We start from the raw sequence: 25,406 nt of genomic DNA, 5'->3' as shown, positions 1-25,406 counted from the left end.
AGATTCTCCATTACATGAAAGACCCTGAACCAAGCTCAGGATGACGGACCGCGGGAGGAAACGCGGAAATGATGGGATGTGTGGGTAATTTCTTTAAATCTGCGCGCCTTTTTATGCGTTATCTGCGGGAAACAAAATAGTAAATGGCTTATTATTTTCCCGCAGATTTAAAAGGATTTTAAACGCAGATTATACCGATTTTGGCCAAGTGTTTTTCGGGATAGATTCTCCATTACATGAAAGATCCTGAACCAAGCTCAGGGTGACGGACCTCGGGAGGAAATGCGGAAATGACGATACGCGGGAGAAATTACGAGATACGAAAATCTATTAAAACTACTTTTTCAGCATACTCTTCCGGATCCTGCTCAGGGTTTCGGCGGTAATGCCCAGATAAGAAGCAATCATCCCCTGTGGTACACGCATGGGCAGATGGGGGAACTTTTCGAGAAATTTAAGGTATTTTTCTTCTGCGGTAGAACTGATAAAATTTTGGATACGGTTTTGGGAAACAATAAAACTCTTTTCCAGAATCAGGCTTACCATATCATTAAAGGCAGGAATTTCTTTACAAAGAAGGTTAAAATTTTCTTTGGTAATAAGTGCCACCTGCGAATCTTCGAGGGCATCGATATTATATACTGATGGTTTTCCCGAGAACAGGCTTTCGCGATCTCCGGTCCACCAGTTTTCTACGGCAAAATTAAGGATGTGTTCATTTCCTTTTTCATCAACGGTGTAGGTGCGTACACAACCATTGGTAATAAAAGCATTGTACTTCCAAACATCACCCTCCTGAAGCAGGTATTGCCTTTTGCGCAGTTTTTTAATGGTGGTTACCGATTCGATCTGTTTGAGTTCGGCATCACTAAAGCTGCCTTTTCCGTTTAAATATGCTTTAAATACCTCTATCACTTTCAGGGAATATCAATGATGTAAATATAGCAAATGTGCAGATCAAAAACCGATTAGGCCAAATGCTCTTTTTTAAACTGCTCGGGTGTTAAGCCGCTATATTTTTTAAAGAATTTGGTAAAATAAGAATTATCGTTAAAGTTAAGTTCGTTGGCAATCTGCGAAATATTGACTTCACCACTAACCAAAAGACGTTTAGCTTCAAGCAGAATACGTTCCCTTATCACCTCTCCTGCCTGCGTTCCGATCAGTTCTTTACAGATGGCATTTAAATGATTTGGGGTAAGATGAAGCATCTCCGCATACTCTTTTGGCAACCGCTTTAAAAGATAATGCTCTTCTACCAGGTTCTGGAAATTGCGCAGCACTACCATGTTGTGTGTTTGGAAGGCCGGCGATTGAACAACAGGCGTATGCTCTTCTACCAACATTAAAAGTGATAAAAGTAATACTTTTTGAAAGTCGGCATTGTGATCTGTGGGATTATTGACCTGTACATACAGGCGTTTACAGATCTGCTCTACTTCCATTTTGATATCAGGCGGCAGGTTTTTCACATTGGCATGATCGGCACCGGTAAAAAAAGAGAAGCTTTCGAGGTAATCAGGTTTCAGTAAGAAAGACTGGAAAAAATCTCTTTCAAAATTTACGATATAACCATCGGCATCTTCATTAAATTCCCAGGTATGCACCTGTCCTGGCGACATAAAGTAAATCTGTCCTGGCAAAATTTCATAAGTATTGAAATCAATGGAATGACTGCCGGAACCGGAAGTAAAAAACACAAAATGATAGAATTTATGCCGGTGCGGAAAAACCAGGTTCTGGTGCTTATCCAGGTAGTTCTGCAACCGATCGACCAGAATATCGGCCCTTTTGTTATCGGTTAGCGTGCATGAATCTAAAATGGGTATAAGCTCTTTCATTCGCAAATTTATTGCGAATCTACTCATTTAAGCAGGCTACACCAACCGATCAGCCTATTTTAGTATTATTTTCTGCAATACGTGATGGATCGTAATGCAAACCGGGAGAAAGCCAGTAAAGCAATACCATTCTCGAATACCTGTAATTGAAAGGTGAAAGTAATGCCACACCGGTAAATATAGCCAGTACAAAATACCAAAGGTTTTCATAAACAATATCGAGCCCAAGGATATACGCACCTACACTGATCGAAATGATTTCGGCCACATTCATGGCGTAGCTTACAAACATCGATACATAAAAGTAGCCTGGTTCGCGCTCAAATTTTAATGCGCATACACTGCACACTTCATTCATTTTCTGGATTTTCAATCCATATACGGCTCCTGTAAAAACCGAACCCATTCTACATCTGGGACATTTTGAATGGATAAATCCGCTCCATTGAGATACGGCATCTTTTTGTGTGCTTAATTTTAAATCTGAAAATCGATTATCGGTACTGTTTTCCATAAAAAAAATCGTTTATCAAAGGTAAAAACGAAATGTGGATACTTTATTGTATCAATCAACTTATTAATGGTATTATTTACTTAATCATGGCTAAATACCGGCTTAACCTCATAAATCACCGGTCAAGAATAAAGCCCAGCGCTATAAAATGAAGCAAAATTTTGATTTGTAGTTTTAATTCTATATTTTGTAGTTTTAAATATAATTTAAAAATTAATAAAAACCGGATATAATCTTAAATCATTTACCAAAACGGTATTAATCGGTATTTATTAATAGATAAAAAATACTTTAAAGTAATTAAAAACATACTTTAATCGGGACACCAACCGTTTATTTTGAGCCGTTCCCTGTTCCAAAATCAATTTTAACTGTTCATTTATAATCATCCAAAATCAGATAAATTTTAACCAAATATCAAATCCCTAATCATTTATTAACCAAATTATGAGAAAACTACCTAATCATTTCAAAAAAATGGCTGGCACAATGCTGCTGTTAACTGTACTGGTTTCGGCCTGTAAAAAAACCGAAAAACAGGAAACATCTGTTCCAGCAGATGAAACCGCAACCCCAAGGGCCTTAACGCTGGTTTGGCAGGATGAATTCGACGGAACCAGCTTAAACACCTCCAAATGGAATTACGAAAACGGAAATCTGGGTGTAAACAACGAAAAACAATATTATCAAACCAGTAATGTAAGCGTGAGTGGCGGCAACCTGATCATTACCGCACGTAAACAAACGGTAGGCGGACAGCCTTACACCTCGGGCAGGATTAATACCAATGGAAAATTCTCCATAAAATATGGCCGCATCGAAGCCCGGATGAAACTGCCTATGGTACAGGGCACCTGGCCGGCATTTTGGATGCTGGGCAGCAATATAGGAACTGTTGGATGGCCTAAATGTGGCGAAATAGACATTATGGAGCATGTAAATACCAGTAATTCTATTTTGGGCACCATCCATTGGGACAATAACGGTTATGTATATTATAGCAATAACACCACAACATCACCGGGAAATTACCATGTTTATGCGGTTGAATGGACTTCGACAGGCATAAGATGGTATGTAGATGGCAACTTGTACGCAACAGCCAACACAACCAACAACATTAATGGTACCGACGAATTCCATAAACAGTTTTTCATCATCTTTAATATGGCCATTGGCGGCAACCTTGCCGGACAAACCATTAATGATGCTGCTCTGCCTACGAGCATGAGTGTAGATTATGTAAGGGTGTATAACATTACGTAATAAATTCTTTCCCCGTCATCTCGACCGGAGCATAGCGAAGTGAAGAGATCTACCTCGAGATAGATTTCTCGACTGTGTTGCACTCCGCTCGAAATGACGGTTTTTTTTAAGGGTATACGCATTAACTCCTCTGTTAATAATTTGGACGTAAACCCAACATTCCGATGATCATCCCTCCCCTTTTCTAATCCCGTTTTAATACTAGTATAACATTTGTGTCAGGCTTTTAAAAAAAGGCCTAAAACTGGTTTTCAATAGGTTATTCCTTGTTTTTCCGTTCTATATTTGTATCAAGGATGATGAATTACCTGAGAAAAAAATTATTGAGGAACATTTTTAGTTTGCTGGTGCTATGCCTGCTGGCTACTAAATTTGTGGCATTCTCGGTAGCCATATTTTTATCTCCTGACAATACTTACGCCATCGAAAAAAGCAGTGAGGAAAACAAAACCAAAGAGGAAGAATCGTTTGAAAAGTTAAAGAAAAAGCTACTGCTATACGAATCTTCGGTAATGGCATGCCCAAATCTCCAGCCTGCAAACCATTCCCTGGTTAATCAATATGCTTATCAGCCCTCAGTGGGCAATTTCCCGGCAAAGAACGTCCCTACACCGCCTCCCGATCACATTTTTTAGCCCCCTTTAATTCAATACCCCGTAATGCATATTCAATTATGCTAATGGGAATACTATGCACACAACACGTTTATCCACAAGTTCATTATTACTGGCCAACAACTAATAATCAACACCTGAAATTAAGATATTAAATGAAAAATCATCACGCTGCCGGCGTCCGTTCGCCATGGCAAAGATTGGTGCTTATGCTTCACCTCGAACGCAAAACCATCAACTATATTTACGTTTATGCCATACTTATCGGCTTAATCGGCTTATCGCTCCCTTTGGGAACCAGCGCTGTATTTAACCTGCTCTCCAACGGGGCAATGTACAGCTCAACCTATATTCTTATTGCCGTAATTTTGGCCGGTATTGTGGTGGGCGGCTTATTGCTCATCGGTCAGCTTACTTTGGTAGAATTTCTTGAACAGAAGATTTTTACCAAAACCGCCCTCGAGTTTGCTTTCCGCCTGCCAAGGATTAAGAAGAAAGCCCTTGAAGGTGAAAATCCCACTGAACTGGTTAACCGCTTTTTTGATATCCTCACTATCCAAAAAGGCCTTACCAAACTGCTTGTTGATATTATTGCAGCCGCTGTACTCATTTTTTTCAGTGTGATCCTGCTTTCTTTTTATCACCCGGTTTTTATGGCCTTCGGAACTTTTGTACTCATCGTAATTGCCTTAATCCTCGTTTTATATTACCGCCGCGGCGTTGAAACCAGCATTGAAGAATCGGGTTACAAATATGAAGTGGTTGGCTACTTAGAAGAGGTGGCTTCGGATCTGGATACCTATCGCCAGAGTGCGACCAAAAGAAAAGAGATTATCGAACGTACCGATAAAATTACTGCAAATTATATCCAGTCACGTAACGATCACTTCGGTATTTTGAGAAAATTTTTCATCAGTGCGGTTGCCATGCGTACCATACTGATGGGTGCGTTACTGTTATTGGGTTCTTATTTCGTGGTAGAACGCCAGATGACTTTTGGTCAGTTTGTGGCGGCAGAGGTGATTATTGTACAGATCAGCTATGCCATTGAAAAATTGATGACCAATTTAAACACGGTATTTGATATGATAACCGGTAGCGAAAAACTGGCTGTGGTAACCGACCTGGAGTTGGAGGAAGGAGAACTAAACCATGGGTAAAACAAGTAACAACCTGGCAGAGTTGCAGAACTGGGAAACACTTTCGGTACATGCCAATGGCAAAATCATAGATGCAAAAGGACCAAAAAGGCTGGGCAGGATACTACTGTTTATTATGGGTTTCTTTGTGCTGCTGCTTTTTCTTCCTTACCGGCAAACCATACCCGGACGTGGCACGGTAACCGCATTACGACCGGAAGACCGGCCACAAACAGTACAGAACCAGATTGGTGGCCGGATAGAACACTGGGCGGTACGCGAAGGACAGGAAGTAAAAAAGGGCGATACCATATTACTGATTTCTGAAACCAGCCAATCGTATTTTGACCCCGAACTGCCTGTGCGCCTTAACGAACAGCTAGATGCCAAACGTGGCAGCGAAACCGCAGCCGGGCAGAAAATAGATGCCACCAAAGCACAGATGAAGGCACTTAGCGAAGGTTTACATTTCCAGATGAAAGCCGCAGAGAATAAAGTATTACAGGCCAGAAACTATGTGAGTATTGATAGTGCCGACCTGCTTGCGGTGCAGAAATTTTACGAAACCACAAAAGTTAGGTTGGAAAGATATGAAACAGGGTATAAAAACGGGCTTTTCTCGTTAACTGATATTGAAACCAGGAGACTTAAACTACAGGAAGATAATGCCAAAGTAATCAGTCAGCGGAATAAACTGAATAATTCGGCGCAGAATTTATTAAATGCCAGCATCGAACTCGACAACATCAGGGTAAAATACCAGGAATCGATGTCGAAAGCACAATCAGACATGAGCTCGGCCATTTCGGGCAAGGTAAGTGCGCAGGGCGATATTGCCAAATTACGTAACGACATTTCAAACCTCAACGTAAGGCGTGGTTTATATGTGGTTAGGGCACCCCAAAATGGCTTTATTGTTAAAACACTGAAAGCGGGTATTGGCGAGAACATTAAAGAAGGCGAATCGGTAGCTACTTTACAGCCAAAATCGCCCATGGTTGCTGCAGAAATTTACGTAAGCGCAATGGATGTTCCGTTAATATTAGACACCAGCGATGTAAGGCTTCAGTTTGAAGGCTGGCCATCGGTACAGTTTGCGGGATGGCCATCGGTAGCGGTAGGCACATTTGCGGGTAAGGTATTTTCTATCGACCGCACCAGCAGCACAGGAGGAAAATACCGCCTTTTGGTAAGCCAAACCAATCCTGTTCCATCAAAAGATGAACCCTGGCCACCACAGTTAAGACAGGGATCGGGTGTTTATGGCCGCATTATCCTACGATCGGTACCGCTCTGGTACGAAATATGGCGCCAGCTGAACGGATTTCCACCAAGTTTGGAAAAGGAACCTGTAACCGGCACAAAGGATAAAAAATAGCTATGGAGATGATAAAATGAAAATGGCTTTAAAAAAAATATTAATCATACTGGTTTTAGCATTGTTATCTGCTAAAACCAGCTTTGCACAACTGCCAATAATCGAAAAAAACGTTGATACCGGAAAAGTTTTCTCGCTGGAAGACCTGCAACTGATGGTTTTCAGGTACCATCCCGTAATCAAACAGGCCCAATTGCTGAGTGAATCTGCAAGGGCAAAAGTCCTGCAATCATTGGGTTATTTTGACCCTGAATTAAAAGCAGGGTTCAGCAAAAAATTATTTGGTGGTACCGAATATTACAACAAATGGAACAGTGAATTAAAAATCCCGCTGTGGCTTGCCGGTGCAGATCTTAAATTGGGTTACGACCGTAATGCAGGCACCTATCTCAATCCCGAAAACCGTACCGGTCAACAGGGCTTATCGGCTATCGGACTGAGTATTCCTTTAGGTCAGGGACTGATTATTGATGCACGGAGAAGTACGCTGCGCCAATCGAAAATAATGGTTGAGTATGCAGAGGCCGATCAGCTTAAGCAGATTAATGCGGTTTGGTACGGCATTGTTAAAGATTACTGGAACTGGTACTACGCCCATAAACAGTACAAACTGATTAATGAAGGTTTAGATCTTGCGCAGCGCAGGTTCAAAGCCCTGAGTGCACAGACCCTTATTGGCGATAAACCGGGTATCGACTCTGTTGAGGCCTATATTACGGTACAGGAAAGGATAATACAAAAAGAAAAAACCGCTATTGAACTGCAAAATGCAAGGTTGGTACTTTCCAATCACCTTTGGAACGATCAGGGTAGCCCTTTGGAGCTTCCAACCGAAGCCATGCCACAGCATATTGATCAAAAAATTGTCCGCCCAACGCCCCTGCTATTGGATACGCTTTTGGGCGTAGCTTCTAATCAACATCCGGAGCTTTTAAAGTTAAAAAGCAAAGGCGAACAACTGGCCATTGAGAAAAGTTACCGCCAGGAGCTGCTCAAACCAAAACTGAATGTAATCGGTAACCTGATTTCGAACCGCACCGGATTGAACAGCAGTGTTCCCGGATACTATGATTTTAACTGGAGCAATTATAAATTCGGTATTGAGCTGGCTTTCCCGCTATTTCTCCGTTCGGAAAGGGGAAAACTAAGAGAGGTTAAAATTAAACAACAGGAACTGGATTACGACATAAAACAGTTTGGAAGGGAAATCAGAAATAACGTTATTGCTTCTTATAACGATGTTTCTGCCTATTCGGCACAGCTGGCTGTACAGACAAAAAGCATCGAAAACCAGCAGATCCTGGTAAATGGCGAGAACCAAAAATTTACTTTGGGAGAAAGTACACTGTTTTTGATCAACAGTCGCGAAACCAAACTAATTGATATGAAAATTAAACAGGAAAGCATGGTAGCAGGCTATCAGAAAGCGCTGGCCGAACTCTATTATAAAGCCGGAACAAGGGAAATGAATTAAAAATATTCTGATTTGAGATGGTCAATTCAAATTATGGTTTGAAATGAGGATAAAAACCTAAATCTGGACCGGATTGATGGCTACCCGAAATGTTTCTACAAACATTCGGGTAGCCATCTTATGGAAACCAGCGTTCATTGGCATCTTTTTTTAAAGCCTTTATGTACATCTTCAGATTATTCAGCTCTCTTTTCACTATCGCCCTCCTATTTACCGCCTGCACAAAAAAACATATCGAAAAATGGGATACTATTAAGGTAAATCCGAACCTTTCTAAAGATTCTATTTTTACCAAAATGGATAAGCAAAAGGAATTTATAATCTTCCCGAAATTTGATTCCACGCTAAAGCAGAGCAGTAGAGTTGCTATCCTAATCGGGGAAAAACACAGCAGAGCAGATTCTCTTAATTCTTCCTTTAGCACCTGTAAGGCATATTTTCACAAGGCAGATACCCTGAATATTCACATCGGTCTAGATGGTCCTTTTGGCGGAAGCGGTATTGACATTAGTTACCATAACAATAAATTTAATACCAAAGGTTACCAATATTCGGACGTAGTTCCTTCCGGAAAACTTGAAAAACCACTTCACTGGGTCATTCATCAGCAACTTGTACTGGATAAAGCAAGCTATAAAATCGGTGACAGTTTATATGGATACATTGATTTTAAAGTTAAAGAACGTAATGAAATCGGCGATACGGTTGTATACAGTGCCCAAGGAAAATTCAGGGCTAAAGTTTTAAAATATGACCCCAATTATTAGGGCTGACCTTACCGGTGGTTTATCCACCAAATACTTCCATTTTTTGTATCAAATACCGAAAGTTTTCCTTCATTTACCAGAGTATCTAACTGAACCTTTGCTTCAGGGAGCGAAATATCAGAAAGTTCGGAAAACTCCTTCAACGTTAGTGACCTAAAGGTACCAAATAATGCTTCCCAATTTTTATCGTAATCTTTTTTGGTTATTTCTGGCGCAATACGGTTAATAGCGGTTTCGTAATCACCATAAGGTTTAAAGCCGTATATTTTTTCAGTATTTTCATTGCCTTTAAAAATAAAAATGGTTGGGAATCCCCTCACGCTCATATTTGCAGCCAGTTTCAGATCTTCCTCAAAAAGTACCTTTGCTGCTCCGTTAAAATCTATTTTCATAAGATCGGTATCCAATCCCGCAAGTTCAGCTGCAGCTGTAATGTTTTCCCATTTGGCGATGTTGATTTTACGGAGAAAAACCATTTCGCGCATGATCCTGAAAAATCGACGGGCTTTATCCATATCCTGCAACTCGGCCGCTTTAAAAGCAATAGATGGTGGGTAAGACGAATCGAGGGGGTCGCTTATCCATACATCTCCATCTATAGGCATCTGGTAATGTGGGCTCACCTCATCCCAGTGCGGGGCCACATCAGATGGTTTGCTTATCCCGCCACTGTTGTAACTCCAGTTCGGAAGCAATCCGCCCATCCGGTATTCGATATCCAGTCCGTGGCCATATTCGAGTTTAAGTTTTTTCAGTTGTGCTTCAATCCCCCAGCAGGATGAACAGATGGGATCCGTAAAGTAAAGCATACGGAGCTTTTTTCCGGTAGCTGTTTTTAAACTTCCATCTATTGAAGGTTCTGTTCCCGGCATTTCACAGATTCCGGATATGGGATCGCATAACAGGGGATTATTGTTTTTTCCGTCCATAAGTTTTCTTTGCATACATCGTTTAAAGAAATCAAATCTTAGAACTAATCTTCGATATATTTTGATGCTAAGTCTAAGAATGATCTATCTTATCTCTATTTTAGCACAAATCTCCGAAAGATTAACCTTAGCATCAATAAGTCAAAAAAACATGACCACAAAAACCAGCGACGAAAATACGGAAACCTGCAAAGCGCAGGCCTTGCTAAAACTGCTTTCAGGGAAATTCAGACCTGAGGTTTTCCGCCTGTCGTTAAACGGTCCCTTAAGGTTCAGCGGCCTGTTACGCGATATCCCGGGTGCTAACAAACAGTCGCTCTCTACCGCGCTGCGCGAACTGGAAGAAGCCGGACTGCTGGAAAGGAAAATTATCAGCGAAAAACCGCTCCATATTGAATATTACCTATCTGTAAAGGGAAAATCTCTTGTGCCTTTTTTCCATCAGTTAGAATCTATAGGAAATATTTAACGCCAGAAGGCAGATAATTAATCTTCAAAAACATCAGAGATATCACTAAAATTGATCAGATATACATTACAACATAGATGAACTCTATACCATTATAATTTGTTCCCTATAAATCTAACAATCTCTTCGGGCCCTGTAATTTTAGTTAGTGCCACAGTTGTTTTAAGATAAAGCATTTACTTCCTAAGCTTAGCCTGTAAAGATCATTTTAAACAAAAACTCCTTTAAGAAAAAACTTAAAGGAGTTTAAGCAGTAGACTTTGGATTAATTTTATCAATCAGCCTAAAAAGATCAGATTAAAGGTCCCTTAAACCTCCATCCAGGAGTAATTCGGCACCAAGCATAAATGCGGAGTCATCCGAAGCCAGGTAAAGTGCTGCAGCTGCCAATTCTTCTGGCGCAGCTACGCGTTTAACCGGGGTAAAATTCCCCATCGCTTCTTTCATGGCCTCAGCTCCTTCTGCACTATCGGTAACCGAAGCAAACACAGGTGTATCAACAGGTCCGGGGGTTAGGGCATTAACACGTATTTTACGGTCGAGCAGTTCGGCAGAAAAACTGCGGGCCAGCGAACGCACAGCGGCTTTGGTTGCCGAATACGCAGCATGATTGGGAATCCCCTTGCCATTAACCGTCGAAGAAATTAATATTACCGATGCACCATCTTTTAATACAGGCAAAGCTTTTTGTACCGAAAAGAAAGCACCTTTGAAATTGATATCGCTCACCTGATCAAACTGTTCTTCGGTAAAATCGGCCAGTGGTGCCAACACATAAACGCCGGCATTAACCACCAGGGTATCTACCTTACCAAAATGATCTGCTACCGTTTGATAAATCCGGGTAAGATCATCCAGTTTGGAAACATCGCCCTGAACACCCAAACCATTAGGACCGATTTCGGCAATAGCCTGATCGATAGTTTTTTGGTTGCGTCCGGTAATGGCTACCAAGGCACCTTCCTCTGCAAAACGTTTGGCGATGGCCAAACCAATACCGCTGCTACCTCCGGTAACAATGGCTACTTTATTATTCATTTTTTGTGACATAATTACTAAATTTTATACCACAAAGTTGGGGGTAATTGCACCTGCAGAACGATGAACTATCTTAAGAAAAACGTGTGAACCAGTTCACTTTTTCCGCACTTTATCGTTACGGATCTTCGAAAGGAACTCGCGGGTCATGTTAAGATAAGAAGCCAGCGCATACTGCGGCAAACGCTGCACCACTTTTGGGTATCTGCCAACAAAATCATTATAGCGTTCTTCAGCACTTTGTGTTAAATTGGATACGATGCGCCGTGCCAGATAAGCCGCCGAATGCTCGGCCATCAGCCTGAACAGTGTTGCCAGTTCCCAATTAGCATCTTTGAGCTGCTGTTCGGTCTGATAATCAATCTGGAGAACGGTACTATTTTCAAGGGCCTCTACAAACTGCGTGGCCGGTGTTTGATGAACATAACTATTATAATCTGATAACCACCAATCGTCTATTGCGAACTGTATGGTATGCTGGTTTCCTTTATCATCTATCACATAAGAATGAAAAGCACCTTTCAGCACGTAAATCCGGTATTTGGCCACAAAACCCGGCTGAATGATCATTTGTTTCCTTTTCACCTTCACCACCCTGAATGCACTGGTAAGCAACTCGGTATTATCAGGTGAAAGACTGATTTTACGTTTGATATTCTCTAAAAAGGGTGAAAGGTCTTCCATCATGTTAAAGTACAAATTAAGGCATTTTTTAGCAAGCATATTTTGCAAACCTATTATGTTTTTTGAAGATTGGTTAAGCGTACAAGGCTTAATCCGCGCCAGCACTTATCAGTACGTATCATTTGGTTAATTTTTGTTAAATACCAGGACAGAATTTTGAAAAATCATTTTTTTTTACTCTTTTAAAGAAAAAGAACAAACATGGCAAAAAACTTTTTGGTTGCATTGCTATTAATCATAGCATTAGGCTGTAAAAAAAAGGTGGGAGATGATGATACTACACCTTATAAATGGAAAAGAGATTTGTATAGGGCAAGGGTTAAGAATGATGGCCCTGCTACTTTCAATTCTAAGGATCCTAGCGTTGCCAGAAATTCTGATGCAATCTTTTTAAATACCAGCTATACTGTTCTGACCGAACACCGCAAAAATGAACAGCAGGACAGTATTTTTAATGCGAGCGGCAGAACGCTGGTTTATAAATACGAGAAAGTTGACAATTAAATTTTGCTTAACAGACGCTACAACCGGAGCAGATTAAACAAAAAACCCACCAAATATTATCTGATGGGTTTCGGGCAGTAAGCTTCTGCGTACCGCATATTATCCGCCGAAAACAACGGCTAATGTAATGGGCACATTTAATGCTTTAGAAATAATGCAGTTTGCCTTTGCACCTTCGGCTATTTCGGTAAATGCCGCTTCAGTTACTCCTTCGATAATGCTTGCCTTTAATTCGAGATGGATGCCTGTAATGCTTAATGCCTGCATGTCAAGGTCGACAATTGCATTAGTATAAATATCGCCTGCCGTAATGTTGTGGTGCTCCAATGTTGCACTGAGTGCCATCGAAAAACAACCTGCATGTGCGGCGGCAACCAATTCTTCCGGATTGGTACCGATGCCATCGGCAAAACGGGTTTTAAATGAATATTGTGTTTCGTTAAGTATAGTGCTTTGTGTGGTAATTTCTCCTTTACCTTGTTGTAAAGTACCGTTCCAATGTGCTTTTGCTGTGCGTTTCATGATGTTTTAATTGATGATAAAAAGAATCTGTTATTTAATTTATTATTGATTTATGTTTATTATTTGCTTTCGCCAATCAAGATTGCCGCTAGTTTATCAGGCATAGAAATGAAAGGTGTATGGCTGCTCTGCAGGGTATAAACTTTTGCCACTTTACCCATTTTTACCATGTATTGCTGTGCAGGATAACTGATTGCGTTATCGTTAACGGTATGGATGTAGACTTTTTTAACGCTGCCGAAATTTTTATCGGTCAGTTGTACCGGTGTGGCTAGCGGTGCTAATGGCTCTGCTTTAATATTGGCTGCCAAATATTGTTGAATCTGTACAGGCGCATCTGCTGCAAAAATATCTGCCACAGCATCTTTTGCGATGATTGCTGCACCATGCTCTTTGTTGATGCTTAATGATTTACCAATATGGGATGCGGGATCTTGTTTGGCCAGTGATAAAAGGCTATCTACATTATGCGGTAAGGCTGCTGCAAGGAAAATCAGTTCTTTAATCTGGCCCGGAATTTCTTCTGCTACCTGGCTGATTACCATTCCTGCAAAACTGTGTCCTACCAAAACTACATTGGTGCGGGTGCCTATGGCTGCTTTTACCTGATCAACATAACCCTTTAAACTGATGTTGGCAAATGAAGTGCTGTCTTTTCCATGACCAGCAAGGTTAACATTTATCACTTCTTCACCCTGTGCTTTTAATAGAGGAGTTACTGCATCCCACGATGATGCATCCGACCACGCGCCGTGAACAAGTACAATTGTTTTAGCATTTTTGTTAGTTGCTTTTTGAGCCTGAGCAGTAAAACCCAGTACACTCATTGCCATCATTATAATTACTTTTTTCATGTTGTTTAATGCCTAATTGTTTAGGACAATACAAACATCGGGCTATGCTGCGCCAAAAAGTTTAACCCAGGTTAAAATCGAAAAACAGTTTAAAATCTATAATTTTATAACATGGTAGAGCGTACAACAGAAATAGAACTATTAAGATCGATTTTGGGATCAGCCGGAATGAAGCCGGAGGCATTTGAATTATCGTTACCATACTGGAAATTAAAACAGTACAAAAAGGGCGAGTTTTACAATGAATATAAAAATGTATGTAAACACCTGGGCTTTGTAATTAACGGTGTATTCAGAATTTATCGGGTAAATAGCGATACAGGCGAAGAAAAAAATATGCTTTTTTTTACCGATCGCCAGTTTGTGGCTTCCTATAAAAGTTTTCTGAACCAAACAGCCTGCGAATATTATACCGAGGCAATGGTAGATTCGCTTATCCTGTATATTCATATCGATCACCTCAATGAACTTTATGGACAATCGCACCAATGGGAACGCTTTGGAAGAATTGTGGCCGAAACGGCTTTTCATGAAGTGATGACCAATACCGAAGGATTCTTATTTAAAACCCCGGAAGACCGTTACCGCGAAATGATGGAAAAACATCCAAACATTTTTAATTCGGTACCACTTTATCATATCGCTTCTTATCTGGGTATCCAGGGGCCGTCGCTTAGCCGGATACGTAAAAGAATGGTTGGAAAATAAGGTCTTTGCAGGCAACATTCGCGTGATAAACAAAGATTAAAATGTTATTTTTGATCAGGCGATTTCACATCATTTATGGAAAAAATAAGTTCCCCACTGCCCTATTATACAGAAATAAATGATTTTCTTGCCTCCATACCCTGGCACTCCAGGACAGCTAATCCAGACTTTTTCTGCCTTCGGTTAAAACCGGTTGATGGAGGCAATATACCTGTTTACAGACCTCCATTTAAGCGTTCTTTTTACTTTTTCGCGCTACTGTTCAATTCGGGTAAAGTTAAGGTCGATTATGGCGATCAGACAGCCAGCGACCCGAACAGTTATCTGGTATTCCACTCGCCGAACCTGGTTTATAGTTTTGCCCATAACAATGCCCTCGAGGGCTACATCGTTTATTTTAAAGCCGAAGCCTTTTCGTTTTTCCGGCCGGATTTCCACAAGCAGTTTACCTTATTTGATCTGCACCGTACCAATCTGTTTAAGTTTGGGCATAACATGTTCAGTAGATTGGCACAGCATTTTGAAACTGTTTTCGAGGCATACGAACACTCGGATAAAGATGGTCATCTGGAAGCACGCTTAAAATTACTGGGCCTGCTTTGCCACCTGGAGGGATTTGCCCTGGAAAGAGACAAGGGAATGTTGCCAGCCACCCAGCAGGAAAAACTGGTGCGGAACTTTATCCAGATGATCGATAACAACTATATCTACAAACGCACGGTTAAAGAATATGCCGAATTGTTAGCGGTGTCTGCAAATTATCTTTCGCAATCTGTTAAACAGGTTTCTGGCAGAAATGCGCTGAGTTTTATTGCCGAACGTTTGGCTACCGAAGCCAAATCACTTGTTAGATACACTGATTTCGAGATCGCAGAGATTGCCTATCAGCTTAATTTTTCTGACCCAGCCAATTTTGGTAAATTCTTTAAAAAACAGGTCGGTATAGCACCTTCAACATTCCGCCGGGCGCGCAGGTAATTAAATTGACCTGTAAAACCAAGTTTTCGACCGATTATTTTGCGTTTATGTAGGTTTCTTTGTGAAATCAATTTAAATTATACCAACAAAAGTACTTATCGTTCTGCATGTAAAGAAAATGTCCGGATCACTTAAGTCTTAAACAAAAAACACCATGAGCAACAATTCAGCAATAGATACCTACATCGCCGCCGCAGAAGATTTTGCAAAACCCATCCTTAACCATTGGCGCAGGCTGATCAACGAAAACTGCAAACAGGTAGAAGAGGCCATAAAATGGGGCATTCCGCATTTTGATTACAAGGGAGATCACATGTGCGTAATGGCGGCCTACGGAAAACACTGTTCATTTACCTTTCTGAAAGGTGAATTAATGAGCGATCCGCGTTTAAAGGCTGGCAAGGATGTTAAACCGATCAAACGTTTTCTGGGTAAAATAACCCGATTAGACGAGCTACCTCCAGACCAGGAGTTTATAGCGTTTATAAAAGAAGCCATGGCTTTGAACGAGAACGGTGTAAAGATAAAAAGGGAAAAATCTGTAGATGAGAAACCTAAGATATTAGACACTCCGGATTATCTCCAGGATGCTCTAAACGGCAACCCAAAGGCCAAAGAGGTTTATGAAGCAAAGTCTAATTCTTTCCGTAAGGAATATATTATTTGGATAAGCGATGCCAAGACCGATGAAACCCGGCAAAAAAGAATAAATGAAGCGCTGGAATGGATAGCCGACGGGAAAGGCAGATTTTGGAAGCACAAAAAATAAATGTTGATGCCGCAGTGTAAACCAGGCCTTTTCTCTTCTAAGATAGTGCATTAAGGAAAATTTATCCTTAATTTACCATATCCAACAGTTGTGAAGAACCAGTTTTACTGAACACACCAATATGATCAAAACAATAAAGTTGATTTTTTCCTGTCTGCTCAGCCTTTTGTTATTACTATCATACAAACAGTCTGTTGCGATGGCAGATACAACAACCATAGTATCAGGCATAGCTAAATTAACTGGAAGGATTACCATTGCAAATGATGCAGACAAGAATAATATTTTTGTAAATGTTACTGTTCCACATCAAATTTCGGGAGAGTTTGTCAAATATCAAGCGCGAGTTGATCAATCAGGGAAATTCTCACTTAATATTGATGTGGAAACCAATATTTCACTAATTCGCTTTTCTACCAGTTTAAATCCACAAAAACCCCTCCTTGTTAGGTTAAAGAGCGGTGGGGTTACCCACCTTGATATTGCTTACAACTCAGAATTTAATATCGAAAATATCACTGTTAAACCCGGCATGAATCGAAATGATATGACCCGGCACATCGATCTTATGGGTAAAATGATTACCTATGTACCCAGCAGACCAATGGAGCCTCTATATAATAAGAGTATTGATCATTTTTTGAATTCTAGTAAAACGCTCCTATCAGAAATATTATTGGTAGTAAAAAATGATACCTTAATATCAAATGAATTAAAAGAAGAACTGTATAACGATTTTAGCCTGTTTTTTTACAAAGGAGCTGTATTTGATTACCACAATGCAATGATGGCCAATTACAGCAGAACCAATGGCGACAAAAACAAAAAGCCTGATATCCAGAAAATTGACAGATCGTATTATCGTTTTTTAGCTGATTTAAAGCTCGATAACCCAAAAAATCTGCAGGCTTTTACATTTCTCGAATTTCAAAAAAAGATGCTCCAAAATGAAATTTTAGCCATACCTCCGATAGATGAAATCGACATACCCACATGGCTAACTGCTGCAAAAACTATTTTATCAGGTTTGATCGGGTTTAATAACGGCACATATTACGATATTTTAGCTGCCAATGCTTATGGCGAACAGTTAACCGAAGAAGTAAGACCGCTAACTGCAAAACAAAAAGAAAACATCCTGAGTTATTGGGGAAATGGGGAAATTGCAAAAATATTACTCCATAAAAACCAACAGGTAACTGAATTAGATAAATTCAGATCACCGTTGGTTATTAATGATGTATCTTCAATTGCAGCTGATAAGATTATTGAAACCATTGTTTCCAAACATAAGGACAAAGTTATCCTGATCGACCTGTGGGCAACCTGGTGTGGCCCCTGCCTGGAAGCTATGCAACGTTTTAGACCTGCAAAAGCCGAATTTCATGGTAAAGATGTTGTATTTGTATACCTAACCAACCATTCATCGCCCCAAAAACTATGGCAGGAAAAAATTAAAGGAATAGGTAATGAACAGTATTACCTGGATGATAAGCAGTGGAAATATGTTATGAACCGGTTTGAGTTCGAATATATCCCATCTTATCTATTGTATAACAAAAAAGGCGAACTCACCACTAAATTTTCAGCCTTCCCCGAAAATGAAGTAATAAAATCAATGATTAACAAACTTTTGTCGCTTCCGCAATCAGATTAAAGTTTCTAGCCAAACTCTTCGATGTTCCGAAAAAACTATAAGCTATTTTTCCATTTATTCTGTAAACCAGTATGGAGCAAAGCGAAAATTGCCCCGAGCAAAATCCCTATTGCCGCCCCAACCAATACATCAGAAGGATAATGGACACCATTATAAATCCGGCTATACGAAACTAAAACCGCCCATACACCAACAATGATTTTTATGGTTTTATATTTTTTATCAAGGATCATGATCAGGAATATGCAAAGGGCAAATGCATTAGCTGCATGTGAGGAGGCAAAACCGTACATCCCTCCGGCTCCGGCCTTGCTCAGGTGGATCAGTGGCATAAGCTTAACTTCGTGCGATGGCCTGAGCCGTTGAACATGGTTTTTGATTATCCCAGAAGATACCTGATCTGCCGAGGCAATGAGCAATCCGATGATCAATAAAGTTAACCATACCTTTTTGCCGAAAGACCTGTAGAGCACATAAACAAGAATCAGATAAAAAGGTATCCAGAACAGTTTACTGCTTGCAGCGAGCATAATAGGATCGAAAAAAGCATTATGCCATCCATTCACCATTAAAAAAATATGTGAATCCTGCGGATACGAAGCGTTCAGTAAATCGCGGCCTGTGCCCGATACACAGAGCAATACAAGGAATACCAGTAAAACCGCGAGGGCAATAATTGTCTTAATTCTTTTATTTATTGTCATACAATATCATTTTCCTATTCTACTTCCTGCAAAATACCAAAGGCAGGCCAATAATAAACCTTAATCCTGAAGAAATCCTGAATTTAACATAGATCTGCTTCGGATTAGATAGGATTTAATACTTAGATAAGTGCAAAAAATATGGGCTATTCCCGCTTTTCGGTAATATCCCATAACAAAAGCAAAAGTAAAGATATTAATTACTGTTCGATGGCCTGAAGTGGTTTTCCGTTAAGGGTTACCGTTGCCTGTCGGGATATATGATATTCTGCTTTAGTGATCTGTGGATCAAAAAGCTCAAGACTTCCTCCCCCGGGAATTCCGAAAACAGCTGTTCCAAAAGTCCCCGAATTTAAAGAAAGGCGCGAATGTTTTTTTCCTTTCAGTCCGATAGATGCGCTAAGTTTACCAACGTAAAGGCTATCAAGAAAAACTGATGAAAAAGCACCAAGATCAACAGTCATCAAATCCTGTCTGAAACCACTAATGGTTACCTTTCCATACAACCTTCCTACCTGTTCTGCCGCCTCAGAACTGAAGTAAGGTTTTGCTCCGAAATGTTCTAAGTTGGGTAACACAATAATCATATCATCGTTATAAACCATAAAATCCGATTTCTTGGCAGCATCTGTAAGGTTAATTTTCAAAATTCCATTTTCGATACTCCAGCAAACTTTACCTTTAGCTCTTTCACTGAGGTAAATTCCATTTTTTTTACCCTGGCGTATCTGGCACTGGATATTATTAGAACAGTTAAGTTCAACCTTCGATGTATTGCCTATGGCATTGTAATCTAAACCATAAAATGGGTTTTTATAATCTCCGTTCCTATATGATGCCCTCAGATTGAAATTGTATGCGGTTAGCGAAATCAATATGATAGCTATTGCCGAAATAATCATAATTGTACTATTTTTCATATTATTTGGTCTTGTTAATATTTGTTTTGTATGTTTCGAACTTTTCGGCAATCTCCTCGATGCCGATATCCAATAGGTACATGCTCTTGAGAAGTTCGGGAAGATCCTGGCCCATGAAACGCTCTTTTCCAAAAGCCTTGATTTTTTCAATCGCATCAGTCAGAATAAAAAAACCGATCCCTCTCTTGTTCGAAATCACTTCCTTTGTCTGCAAAATATCGTAGGCCCTAACAACTGTATGGGGATTTACCTGAAGATCTGACGCAAGCTCCCTAACAGAAGGGATTTTATCACCGGGCAGCCATTTGCCCAGCATGATCTGTTCGGTTACAAAACTTGCAACCTGAGAATATATGGCTTCGTTTTCCCTAAATTCCATACAATTAAACCTGTTTCTCTTTTAATTTAAAATAGGTACCAGCCCATAATGAAACGCATACCAAAATAAGCGATACGAGTAAAATGTAATCACCTACCGTATTTCTTCTGATCATCCAGAAATTGCCATGTTCTGTAATCCCAACCGCCCCGAAAGGCACACCTTTATCAATGGTTATTCCGAATATCCAATGTAACAGAACCGGATTAAGCAGGCTGATAAGTAAAATAAAAACAAAGAAAAGAAACGCTGTTTTGATAAAATGCAATCTTTCGAAAAAAATCGCCCCAATAAAACATATCGCATGAAGAACAGCAAATTGAGGGAATACGATCCAGAATTTGTCATCTAACGAAAAAACGTTTACCATACTGTTTTTATCTAAAATACCGTTATTGGCAGTATGTACCACAATATAATCTACTGCGTAAAAACAGCCCACATAAACCAGTTGAAAAATAACAAAAGAGTAAAGCCATGCAACCAGGTATTTCTCAATATGCGATACCGGAAGGGTAAGTATAGGGATTGCTTTCTTTCTGCTACCCAGATCAGCAAAGATCATACTGCAGAATATAGTACCCGAAAAGAGCATTACGTTTAAAAAAATAATCCCTTGTTGAAAAACGCCAATGTGGCCATCACTCATGTAGGCTAAAAAGCTGAGTATTAATGTAAGAATTCCTACCAGTACGCCTGTAGACATTAGGTAGGTTTTATAATTTTCAGAACTGTGTTTTTTTAAAAGGCCGATAAACCGGCTTATGTTGAATATATCGTTCATATCTGTTTAGTTCAAATGTTGTAAAATCTGGTTATCGCCACTAATAATGGCATTAAAAAGCAGCTCCATATCAACCTTGCCGTATTGCTCGTTATTTTTGATACTGATTGTGTTTGTGCCGATCATGTTATTTTCGCAATAAAGTACGTTGCTTGGATCGGCTTTGCTTGCCGCGCTGAAAAACAATTTCTCCTCGATCGCTTCCAAAGGAAGATTAAGCACAATCTTTTTATTATGGAGTATAACAAGTGAATCGATCAGGCTATCAAGATCCCTAACCTGATGTGTTGAAATGATAATGCAACGCTCGTCTGTTAATGCCGAGGAGATCACTTTCCTGAACTGTACCTTTGACGGAATATCAAGGCCGTTGGTTGGTTCATCCATAATCAGAAGTGAAGTATTAGTAGCAAGGCCAAAAGAGATCATCATCTTTTTTTGCTGCCCAAAAGAAAGTCTGTTTAAGTTTTCACCCGGATCAACATCGAATTCGGATAGTACTTTATAAAAATATGGTTTGTCGAATTTTGGATAAAAATGCGACGTACGATCAACGAAGGTATTGGTACTGAGTGAAGGCATGTGTACTTCTTCAGGAATAAAGAAAAGTTCCTGAAGAAAAGAAGGCTCCCTTTTACACGCAATTTTCCCGTTAACCGTACATTTTCCTTCGAAAGGAAAGGCAAGGCCAGAAATGTTTTTGAGCAGGGTTGATTTTCCTGCGCCATTTTTTCCAAGCAGGCCATAGATATGGCCTTTTTCCAAGCTAAGATTTAACTTTTTTAGCAGGATGTTTTTTTTGGAATATCCAAAACTAAGGTCGATGATCTCTATCATATTGAAAGCAGATTTAGTATATCACTGTATCACATATGTAACACAGTACAAAAGTAAATTTAAATTTCACATTTAAAAATATTTAGACAGTTTTTTATTAGTCTTTATCATATTTATTTTTTTACATTGAACTTCTATGTATATTTGAAAAAAATGTACTTATGCTATCAAAAGAATTAACTGCGGCATCTTCTATTCCCATTATACTTGCAACCCTTATAGAGGGAGAGAGCTATGGATATGAGATTATCAAAAAAATAAAGGAGGCCTCTAAAGGTAAAATCCTGTATTCAGACGGAACATTGTATCCGGTATTAAGGAAACTGGAAGACAGGGAACTTATCCTTTCTGAATGGCGGATTGCTGAAAATCAAAAAAGAAGGCGGTATTATACCATTACCGATAAAGGAATGATGCAGCTCAGGGAGGAGAAGCAGAGCTGGGAATTTATGAACGGACTTTTAAATACATTATGGACACCACTTACATCAGCATAAAAATACTCCAATGGCAGTCAGATTTAGATAAAACTTCTCTAACAGCAGACGACAGAGAAGAAATTACAGATCATTTGGAGGAAATAATATCAGAGCTTACAGGTTTTGGCCTTAGCGACGAAGAAGTATGGACAATAGCTACAAAACGTATCGGATCTATTTCCTCTATACAGGCCGAATTTGAAAAAGTCAATCCAGATATCACTTTCAGAAAAAATGGTTTATTGATGATTTATGGAGCGGTATTAGTACTTTTTCTGCAATCTGTTTTTATTGTAATACCGGCCTTCGTATTCAAAACACGCCATTTATCACCTGTAGGTACCTTTACTGGTTACGGTAATTTTTGGCCTTTGCTTTTTGATATCCTCATTTTTAGCCTGATCGGTATTATCCTTGCTTTTATTCTAAGAGGAAACATAATAACAAAATTACTAAGCAGTTATGTTCTGAGGTTGAATGTTTTATCAGCGATGATTTCGGCTGCCATTATAATTGCATCTGGATTTTTCATCATACAGCTTATCGACTTTGGTAAAATGGATATGCTCCATTTCATAGCTCCAAAATTTAAAACCTTAACGCAGTTTTTTTATCTTGGACTTATAACAGTGCTTGGTTACTTTCTTTTGATAGGAAACAGCCCGGGCATACGCACACTTTTATCTTTCAATAGAAAAATAAATTGGAAAAGCGCATTATTACTGGGTGCAGTTGCATGCTTAGCTATAATATTCAGTTACACTTATGGCATTCCTAATCTCCCTCTTTTTATTGGCTGTCCTTTATTCGGCATATTGGGATGGATGGTTAGCTTTTCGCAAAAGAGGGTTCTAAATCTATTCTGCATTCAATTTGGCCTCACGTTATTCTGGCTATCAGAACTAAATGGCTTTCATATGCGGATGTTCAGTATTAATCATTTCATAATGTTGTCCTTCTTGCTTATCGGGCTTTTTTATCAAAAGGCTTTCGGTTACTTAAGCCATTTATTAAAGACGGGACCGCTGATCAGATGATGTTTAAAAAAAATAAACTTCGCGAGTGGTTATTAAGCTTAAAGAAACATGAAGATGACAGCAATGCTGAAATGTCGTTTTTCGGCCATCTGGATGTTCTCCGTAAGCATTTAATCAGGGCAGCCCTGGCTATAGCCATCACTACGGCTTGGGCATTCTCTTATTATGATTTTATATTCGACAAAATCATCCTTGGCCCCAAAAAGGCCGATTTTTTGACCTACCGTACCATGTGCTGGATTGCTGAACGGTTTAAATTAGGTACAGATTATTGCCTTAAGGAGATTAACTTCAAGATCATCAATACCGAAATGGCCGGCCAGTTTAACCTTCAGCTCAATTCGTCGGTCATCATAGGAATTATACTCGGTTTCCCTTATCTTTTATTTGAAATATGGCTTTTCATCAAACCTGCACTACGTGTAAAAGAGAGAAAGGCGGCCAGCGGTTTTGTTTTTTACGCCAGTATATTATTTTTATCTGGTATTCTTTTTGGGTATTATATCATCGCTCCATATTCGATCCGTTTTTTGGTAGGTTTCCATGTGAGCGAAGTAATCGAAAACCAGATCACTATTGATTCTTATCTCTCATCAATTGTTACCCTTACCCTCGGAACAGGAATTATTTTCGAAATGCCTGTAATCGTTCTGATTTTTTCCGGATTGGGTTTATTAACACCAAAACTGATGCGTAGCTCAAGAAGATATGCGATTGTAATTATGCTGATTATTGCAGCTGTAGTAACCCCTACCCCTGATATACAAACCATGCTGATCGTATTCGTACCCCTAATGATCCTATACGAAATCAGTATCATGGTAGCGATACGCGTTGAACAAAAGACTATCAGAACCGTTCATGCCGGAATAAGATAATGATTTCACAAATTTAATCCCCTAACGGTCCAAAGCAATTGTATAGTTTCCCGCTAATTCTACTTAACCATCCGATGTAATTATTCCTTTACAATTAAAAATCGGTTTTAAAAACCGTGCTTCTTCAGTTTCGCAACAGAATCTCATGGGATATTTGCATGATATTACTTAATCTTTATCCATGCGGCACCTTTTAATTCTATTTATCCTTATTTTATCATTCAATAATTTATCTGCCCAAAGTAATCCAGGGAAAGCTAAAATCTCTGGAACAGTGCTTGATGCTGCTACCAAAGAACCGGTTGATTTTGCAACCATTACCATTTTTAAAACAGGCACAAAAACCGTTGTTAATGGCATCAGTACCGATGCTAAGGGGACCTTTACCGTATCCGGACTTCCGAACGGAATATATAAAGTTACCATTGATTTTATCGGTTATAAAGAAAAAATCTTCGATCCGGTAACCATCAACGCCACATCATCATCCATTGCATTGGGCACAATATTGTTGGTTTCTACCGTGGATCAGTTACAATCTGTTACCGTTACAGCTAAAACACCAATCATCGAAAACAAGATTGATAAAACTGTTTATAATACGGCCAACGATCTTACCGCACAGAATGGTGTTGCATTGGATGTACTGAAAAAGGTACCTATGGTAAGTGTTGATATCGACGGAAACGTTGAACTACAGGGCAGCCCGAGTGTACGCTTCCTGATCAATGGAAAACCTTCGGGCATTTTTGGAGCCAGCCTTGCGGATGCACTCCAGTCCATTCCGGCCAGCCAGATCAAAAGTGTTGAAGTAATTACAAGTCCGGGGGCGAAATACGATGCCAACGGAACCGGGGGCATTATCAATATTGTATTAAAAGACAACAAATTTCAGGGCATAAACGGCAGTATCAACGCATCTGCCGGAACAAGGCTCGAAAATGGGTCGGTAAACCTAAATGTAAAAAAAGGCAATTTCGGTGCAGGTATTTTTTTTAGTGGCAACAAACAGCTAAATACCATTACAAGGAGTTCGCTCAACCGCCTTTCGTATAATAGCACAAGAGATAGCATTAATAGTTTCTTTCAGGATGGTAGCAATCCCATTAGCAGGGCGGGCTACCAAACCGGCATTAACCTGAGCTGGAGCATTACCCCCAAAGATGAGCTTACAGCAACGCTGGGTTATAATCATTTTAACAACAATGGTACCGGCATTACCGATCAGCGCCAACAATATCTGCTGGCTGCATCAGGTAATTTATTATCAGATATCCGCAGCA

The 25,406-nt window shown here is 39.8% G+C and carries 29 protein-coding genes; 16 read left to right on the top strand and 13 right to left on the bottom strand.

All coding sequences use genetic code 11. From position 1 onward, the window contains the following. Positions 1–336: 336 nt before the first annotated feature. Genes B2V92_RS01405 through B2V92_RS01395 form a run of 3 tightly spaced genes read right to left on the bottom strand, consistent with a single transcriptional unit; the run spans position 337 to position 2,355 of the window. Complete coding sequence (locus B2V92_RS01405) at positions 337–915, bottom strand: Crp/Fnr family transcriptional regulator (protein ID WP_293304149.1); 579 nt, start codon at positions 913–915, stop codon at positions 337–339. A 53-nt stretch (positions 916–968) separates the two neighbouring features. Further along, positions 969–1,841 carry an AraC family transcriptional regulator gene (locus tag B2V92_RS01400; RefSeq protein ID WP_293304147.1) on the bottom strand — a complete coding sequence of 291 codons (873 nt, stop codon included), beginning with the start codon at positions 1,839–1,841 and terminating at the stop codon, positions 969–971. Between the two features lie 49 nt (positions 1,842–1,890). Beyond that, a complete protein-coding gene (locus B2V92_RS01395; protein WP_293304146.1) occupies positions 1,891–2,355 on the bottom strand; it encodes a DUF983 domain-containing protein in 465 nt (154 codons plus the stop codon). A 477-nt stretch (positions 2,356–2,832) separates the two neighbouring features. Between B2V92_RS01395 and B2V92_RS01390 the strand changes: the two genes are divergently transcribed. The 6 genes from B2V92_RS01390 to B2V92_RS01365 all read left to right on the top strand — a co-directional run bounded on the left by B2V92_RS01390 (position 2,833) and on the right by B2V92_RS01365 (position 8,993). Then, positions 2,833–3,621: a glycoside hydrolase family 16 protein gene (locus B2V92_RS01390; protein ID WP_293304145.1), complete on the top strand. Its 789-nt coding sequence runs from the start codon at positions 2,833–2,835 to the stop codon at positions 3,619–3,621. Positions 3,622–3,917: 296 nt separating this feature from the next. Further along, positions 3,918–4,256, top strand: a complete 339-nt coding sequence (locus tag B2V92_RS01385) for a hypothetical protein (protein WP_293304144.1) — start codon at positions 3,918–3,920, stop codon at positions 4,254–4,256. Positions 4,257–4,390: 134 nt separating this feature from the next. Then, on the top strand, positions 4,391–5,395 hold the full coding sequence (locus B2V92_RS01380) for an ABC transporter transmembrane domain-containing protein (protein ID WP_293304142.1): 1,005 nt from the start codon (positions 4,391–4,393) through the stop codon (positions 5,393–5,395). Then, a complete protein-coding gene (locus B2V92_RS01375; RefSeq protein ID WP_293304141.1) occupies positions 5,388–6,752 on the top strand; it encodes an HlyD family secretion protein in 1,365 nt (454 codons plus the stop codon). Before B2V92_RS01380 ends, B2V92_RS01375 begins: the two co-directional genes overlap by 8 nt. A gap of 22 nt (positions 6,753–6,774) precedes the next feature. Further along, on the top strand, positions 6,775–8,226 hold the full coding sequence (locus B2V92_RS01370) for a TolC family protein (protein ID WP_293304139.1): 1,452 nt from the start codon (positions 6,775–6,777) through the stop codon (positions 8,224–8,226). A gap of 137 nt (positions 8,227–8,363) precedes the next feature. Further along, on the top strand, positions 8,364–8,993 hold the full coding sequence (locus tag B2V92_RS01365) for a hypothetical protein (protein WP_293304137.1): 630 nt from the start codon (positions 8,364–8,366) through the stop codon (positions 8,991–8,993). An 8-nt stretch (positions 8,994–9,001) separates the two neighbouring features. Here B2V92_RS01365 and B2V92_RS01360 read toward each other — a convergent pair whose 3' ends face one another. After that, on the bottom strand, positions 9,002–9,937 hold the full coding sequence (locus B2V92_RS01360; RefSeq protein ID WP_293304135.1) for a DsbA family protein: 936 nt from the start codon (positions 9,935–9,937) through the stop codon (positions 9,002–9,004). 136 nt (positions 9,938–10,073) lie between these two features. Here B2V92_RS01360 and B2V92_RS01355 point away from each other — a divergent pair, with 136 nt between their 5' ends. Continuing rightward, positions 10,074–10,391 (top strand): winged helix-turn-helix transcriptional regulator, encoded by a 318-nt coding sequence (locus B2V92_RS01355; RefSeq protein ID WP_293304133.1) that lies wholly within the window; start codon positions 10,074–10,076, stop codon positions 10,389–10,391. 297 nt (positions 10,392–10,688) lie between these two features. Here B2V92_RS01355 and B2V92_RS01350 read toward each other — a convergent pair whose 3' ends face one another. Further along, positions 10,689–11,429: a glucose 1-dehydrogenase gene (locus tag B2V92_RS01350; RefSeq protein ID WP_293304132.1), complete on the bottom strand. Its 741-nt coding sequence runs from the start codon at positions 11,427–11,429 to the stop codon at positions 10,689–10,691. A gap of 96 nt (positions 11,430–11,525) precedes the next feature. Continuing rightward, positions 11,526–12,152 carry a Crp/Fnr family transcriptional regulator gene (locus B2V92_RS01345; protein ID WP_293304131.1) on the bottom strand — a complete coding sequence of 209 codons (627 nt, stop codon included), beginning with the start codon at positions 12,150–12,152 and terminating at the stop codon, positions 11,526–11,528. A gap of 162 nt (positions 12,153–12,314) precedes the next feature. Between B2V92_RS01345 and B2V92_RS01340 the strand changes: the two genes are divergently transcribed. Next, on the top strand, positions 12,315–12,617 hold the full coding sequence (locus B2V92_RS01340; RefSeq protein ID WP_293304130.1) for a hypothetical protein: 303 nt from the start codon (positions 12,315–12,317) through the stop codon (positions 12,615–12,617). A gap of 99 nt (positions 12,618–12,716) precedes the next feature. Here B2V92_RS01340 and B2V92_RS01335 read toward each other — a convergent pair whose 3' ends face one another. Both B2V92_RS01335 and B2V92_RS01330 read right to left on the bottom strand, forming a co-directional pair. Then, entirely contained in the window at positions 12,717–13,139 is a 423-nt protein-coding gene (locus B2V92_RS01335) for an OsmC family peroxiredoxin (protein ID WP_293304128.1), read from the bottom strand. A 59-nt stretch (positions 13,140–13,198) separates the two neighbouring features. Then, positions 13,199–13,993 (bottom strand): alpha/beta fold hydrolase, encoded by a 795-nt coding sequence (locus B2V92_RS01330; RefSeq protein ID WP_293304127.1) that lies wholly within the window; start codon positions 13,991–13,993, stop codon positions 13,199–13,201. A gap of 111 nt (positions 13,994–14,104) precedes the next feature. On the opposite strand from B2V92_RS01330, the gene B2V92_RS01325 reads away from it, so the two are divergent. From B2V92_RS01325 to B2V92_RS01310, 4 genes are all read left to right on the top strand, one after another. After that, entirely contained in the window at positions 14,105–14,701 is a 597-nt protein-coding gene (locus B2V92_RS01325) for a Crp/Fnr family transcriptional regulator (protein WP_293304125.1), read from the top strand. Between the two features lie 75 nt (positions 14,702–14,776). Further along, a complete protein-coding gene (locus B2V92_RS01320) occupies positions 14,777–15,679 on the top strand; it encodes a helix-turn-helix domain-containing protein (RefSeq protein WP_293304123.1) in 903 nt (300 codons plus the stop codon). Positions 15,680–15,833: 154 nt separating this feature from the next. Next, positions 15,834–16,448 carry a YdeI/OmpD-associated family protein gene (locus B2V92_RS01315; protein ID WP_293304121.1) on the top strand — a complete coding sequence of 205 codons (615 nt, stop codon included), beginning with the start codon at positions 15,834–15,836 and terminating at the stop codon, positions 16,446–16,448. A 199-nt stretch (positions 16,449–16,647) separates the two neighbouring features. Further along, entirely contained in the window at positions 16,648–18,105 is a 1,458-nt protein-coding gene (locus B2V92_RS01310) for a TlpA family protein disulfide reductase (protein ID WP_293304120.1), read from the top strand. Positions 18,106–18,140: 35 nt separating this feature from the next. On the opposite strand, the gene B2V92_RS01305 is transcribed toward B2V92_RS01310, so the two are convergent. The 5 genes from B2V92_RS01305 to B2V92_RS01285 all read right to left on the bottom strand — a co-directional run bounded on the left by B2V92_RS01305 (position 18,141) and on the right by B2V92_RS01285 (position 21,729). After that, entirely contained in the window at positions 18,141–18,809 is a 669-nt protein-coding gene (locus tag B2V92_RS01305; protein ID WP_293304118.1) for a phosphatase PAP2 family protein, read from the bottom strand. A 200-nt stretch (positions 18,810–19,009) separates the two neighbouring features. Next, entirely contained in the window at positions 19,010–19,729 is a 720-nt protein-coding gene (locus B2V92_RS01300; RefSeq protein WP_293304117.1) for a hypothetical protein, read from the bottom strand. A gap of 1 nt (position 19,730) precedes the next feature. Beyond that, entirely contained in the window at positions 19,731–20,108 is a 378-nt protein-coding gene (locus tag B2V92_RS01295; protein WP_293304116.1) for a GntR family transcriptional regulator, read from the bottom strand. Between the two features lie 4 nt (positions 20,109–20,112). After that, complete coding sequence (locus B2V92_RS01290) at positions 20,113–20,892, bottom strand: hypothetical protein (protein WP_293304114.1); 780 nt, start codon at positions 20,890–20,892, stop codon at positions 20,113–20,115. A 6-nt stretch (positions 20,893–20,898) separates the two neighbouring features. After that, positions 20,899–21,729 carry an ATP-binding cassette domain-containing protein gene (locus B2V92_RS01285; RefSeq protein WP_293304113.1) on the bottom strand — a complete coding sequence of 277 codons (831 nt, stop codon included), beginning with the start codon at positions 21,727–21,729 and terminating at the stop codon, positions 20,899–20,901. 161 nt (positions 21,730–21,890) lie between these two features. Here B2V92_RS01285 and B2V92_RS01280 point away from each other — a divergent pair, with 161 nt between their 5' ends. The 4 genes from B2V92_RS01280 to B2V92_RS01265 all read left to right on the top strand — a co-directional run. Next, positions 21,891–22,226 (top strand): PadR family transcriptional regulator, encoded by a 336-nt coding sequence (locus B2V92_RS01280; protein ID WP_293304112.1) that lies wholly within the window; start codon positions 21,891–21,893, stop codon positions 22,224–22,226. Then, positions 22,202–23,245, top strand: coding sequence for a hypothetical protein (locus tag B2V92_RS01275; protein ID WP_293304111.1), 1,044 nt, complete (start codon positions 22,202–22,204; stop codon positions 23,243–23,245). The genes B2V92_RS01280 and B2V92_RS01275 overlap by 25 nt, the downstream gene beginning before the upstream one ends. Then, positions 23,242–24,123, top strand: coding sequence for a twin-arginine translocase subunit TatC (tatC, locus tag B2V92_RS01270; RefSeq protein WP_349681414.1), 882 nt, complete (start codon positions 23,242–23,244; stop codon positions 24,121–24,123). The genes B2V92_RS01275 and tatC overlap by 4 nt, the downstream gene beginning before the upstream one ends. A gap of 181 nt (positions 24,124–24,304) precedes the next feature. Then, on the top strand, positions 24,305–25,406 hold a 1,102-nt coding region (locus B2V92_RS01265; RefSeq protein WP_293304110.1), incomplete at its 3' end, for a TonB-dependent receptor.

This window comes from Pedobacter sp. UBA5917 (assembly GCF_002432345.1).
Lineage (GTDB): Bacteria > Bacteroidota > Bacteroidia > Sphingobacteriales > Sphingobacteriaceae > Pedobacter.
The sequence above is the reverse complement of the archived record's forward strand: the minus strand, read 5'-3'. Positions and strand labels throughout refer to the sequence as shown.

Excerpts from the sequence above, each read along its gene's own strand:
- B2V92_RS01360 (WP_293304135.1), bottom strand. The coding sequence starts at position 9,937 with ATGCAAAGAAAACTTATGGACGGAAAAAACAATAATCCCCTGTTATGC.
- B2V92_RS01310 (WP_293304120.1), top strand. The coding sequence starts at position 16,648 with ATGGCAGATACAACAACCATAGTATCAGGCATAGCTAAATTAACTGGA.
- B2V92_RS01325 (WP_293304125.1), top strand. The coding sequence starts at position 14,105 with ATGGTAGAGCGTACAACAGAAATAGAACTATTAAGATCGATTTTGGGA.
- B2V92_RS01315 (WP_293304121.1), top strand. The coding sequence starts at position 15,834 with ATGAGCAACAATTCAGCAATAGATACCTACATCGCCGCCGCAGAAGAT.
- B2V92_RS01355 (WP_293304133.1), top strand. The coding sequence starts at position 10,074 with ATGACCACAAAAACCAGCGACGAAAATACGGAAACCTGCAAAGCGCAG.
- B2V92_RS01275 (WP_293304111.1), top strand. The coding sequence starts at position 22,202 with ATGGACACCACTTACATCAGCATAAAAATACTCCAATGGCAGTCAGAT.
- B2V92_RS01330 (WP_293304127.1), bottom strand. The coding sequence starts at position 13,993 with ATGAAAAAAGTAATTATAATGATGGCAATGAGTGTACTGGGTTTTACT.
- B2V92_RS01295 (WP_293304116.1), bottom strand. The coding sequence starts at position 20,108 with ATGGAATTTAGGGAAAACGAAGCCATATATTCTCAGGTTGCAAGTTTT.
- B2V92_RS01345 (WP_293304131.1), bottom strand. The coding sequence starts at position 12,152 with ATGCTTGCTAAAAAATGCCTTAATTTGTACTTTAACATGATGGAAGAC.
- B2V92_RS01280 (WP_293304112.1), top strand. The coding sequence starts at position 21,891 with ATGCTATCAAAAGAATTAACTGCGGCATCTTCTATTCCCATTATACTT.
- B2V92_RS01385 (WP_293304144.1), top strand. The coding sequence starts at position 3,918 with ATGATGAATTACCTGAGAAAAAAATTATTGAGGAACATTTTTAGTTTG.
- B2V92_RS01320 (WP_293304123.1), top strand. The coding sequence starts at position 14,777 with ATGGAAAAAATAAGTTCCCCACTGCCCTATTATACAGAAATAAATGAT.
- B2V92_RS01370 (WP_293304139.1), top strand. The coding sequence starts at position 6,775 with ATGGCTTTAAAAAAAATATTAATCATACTGGTTTTAGCATTGTTATCT.
- B2V92_RS01290 (WP_293304114.1), bottom strand. The coding sequence starts at position 20,892 with ATGAACGATATATTCAACATAAGCCGGTTTATCGGCCTTTTAAAAAAA.
- B2V92_RS01305 (WP_293304118.1), bottom strand. The coding sequence starts at position 18,809 with ATGACAATAAATAAAAGAATTAAGACAATTATTGCCCTCGCGGTTTTA.
- B2V92_RS01340 (WP_293304130.1), top strand. The coding sequence starts at position 12,315 with ATGGCAAAAAACTTTTTGGTTGCATTGCTATTAATCATAGCATTAGGC.
- B2V92_RS01350 (WP_293304132.1), bottom strand. The coding sequence starts at position 11,429 with ATGAATAATAAAGTAGCCATTGTTACCGGAGGTAGCAGCGGTATTGGT.
- tatC (WP_349681414.1), top strand. The coding sequence starts at position 23,242 with ATGATGTTTAAAAAAAATAAACTTCGCGAGTGGTTATTAAGCTTAAAG.
- B2V92_RS01300 (WP_293304117.1), bottom strand. The coding sequence starts at position 19,729 with ATGAAAAATAGTACAATTATGATTATTTCGGCAATAGCTATCATATTG.
- B2V92_RS01285 (WP_293304113.1), bottom strand. The coding sequence starts at position 21,729 with ATGATAGAGATCATCGACCTTAGTTTTGGATATTCCAAAAAAAACATC.
- B2V92_RS01335 (WP_293304128.1), bottom strand. The coding sequence starts at position 13,139 with ATGAAACGCACAGCAAAAGCACATTGGAACGGTACTTTACAACAAGGT.
- B2V92_RS01395 (WP_293304146.1), bottom strand. The coding sequence starts at position 2,355 with ATGGAAAACAGTACCGATAATCGATTTTCAGATTTAAAATTAAGCACA.
- B2V92_RS01400 (WP_293304147.1), bottom strand. The coding sequence starts at position 1,841 with ATGAAAGAGCTTATACCCATTTTAGATTCATGCACGCTAACCGATAAC.
- B2V92_RS01380 (WP_293304142.1), top strand. The coding sequence starts at position 4,391 with ATGAAAAATCATCACGCTGCCGGCGTCCGTTCGCCATGGCAAAGATTG.
- B2V92_RS01390 (WP_293304145.1), top strand. The coding sequence starts at position 2,833 with ATGGCTGGCACAATGCTGCTGTTAACTGTACTGGTTTCGGCCTGTAAA.
- B2V92_RS01375 (WP_293304141.1), top strand. The coding sequence starts at position 5,388 with ATGGGTAAAACAAGTAACAACCTGGCAGAGTTGCAGAACTGGGAAACA.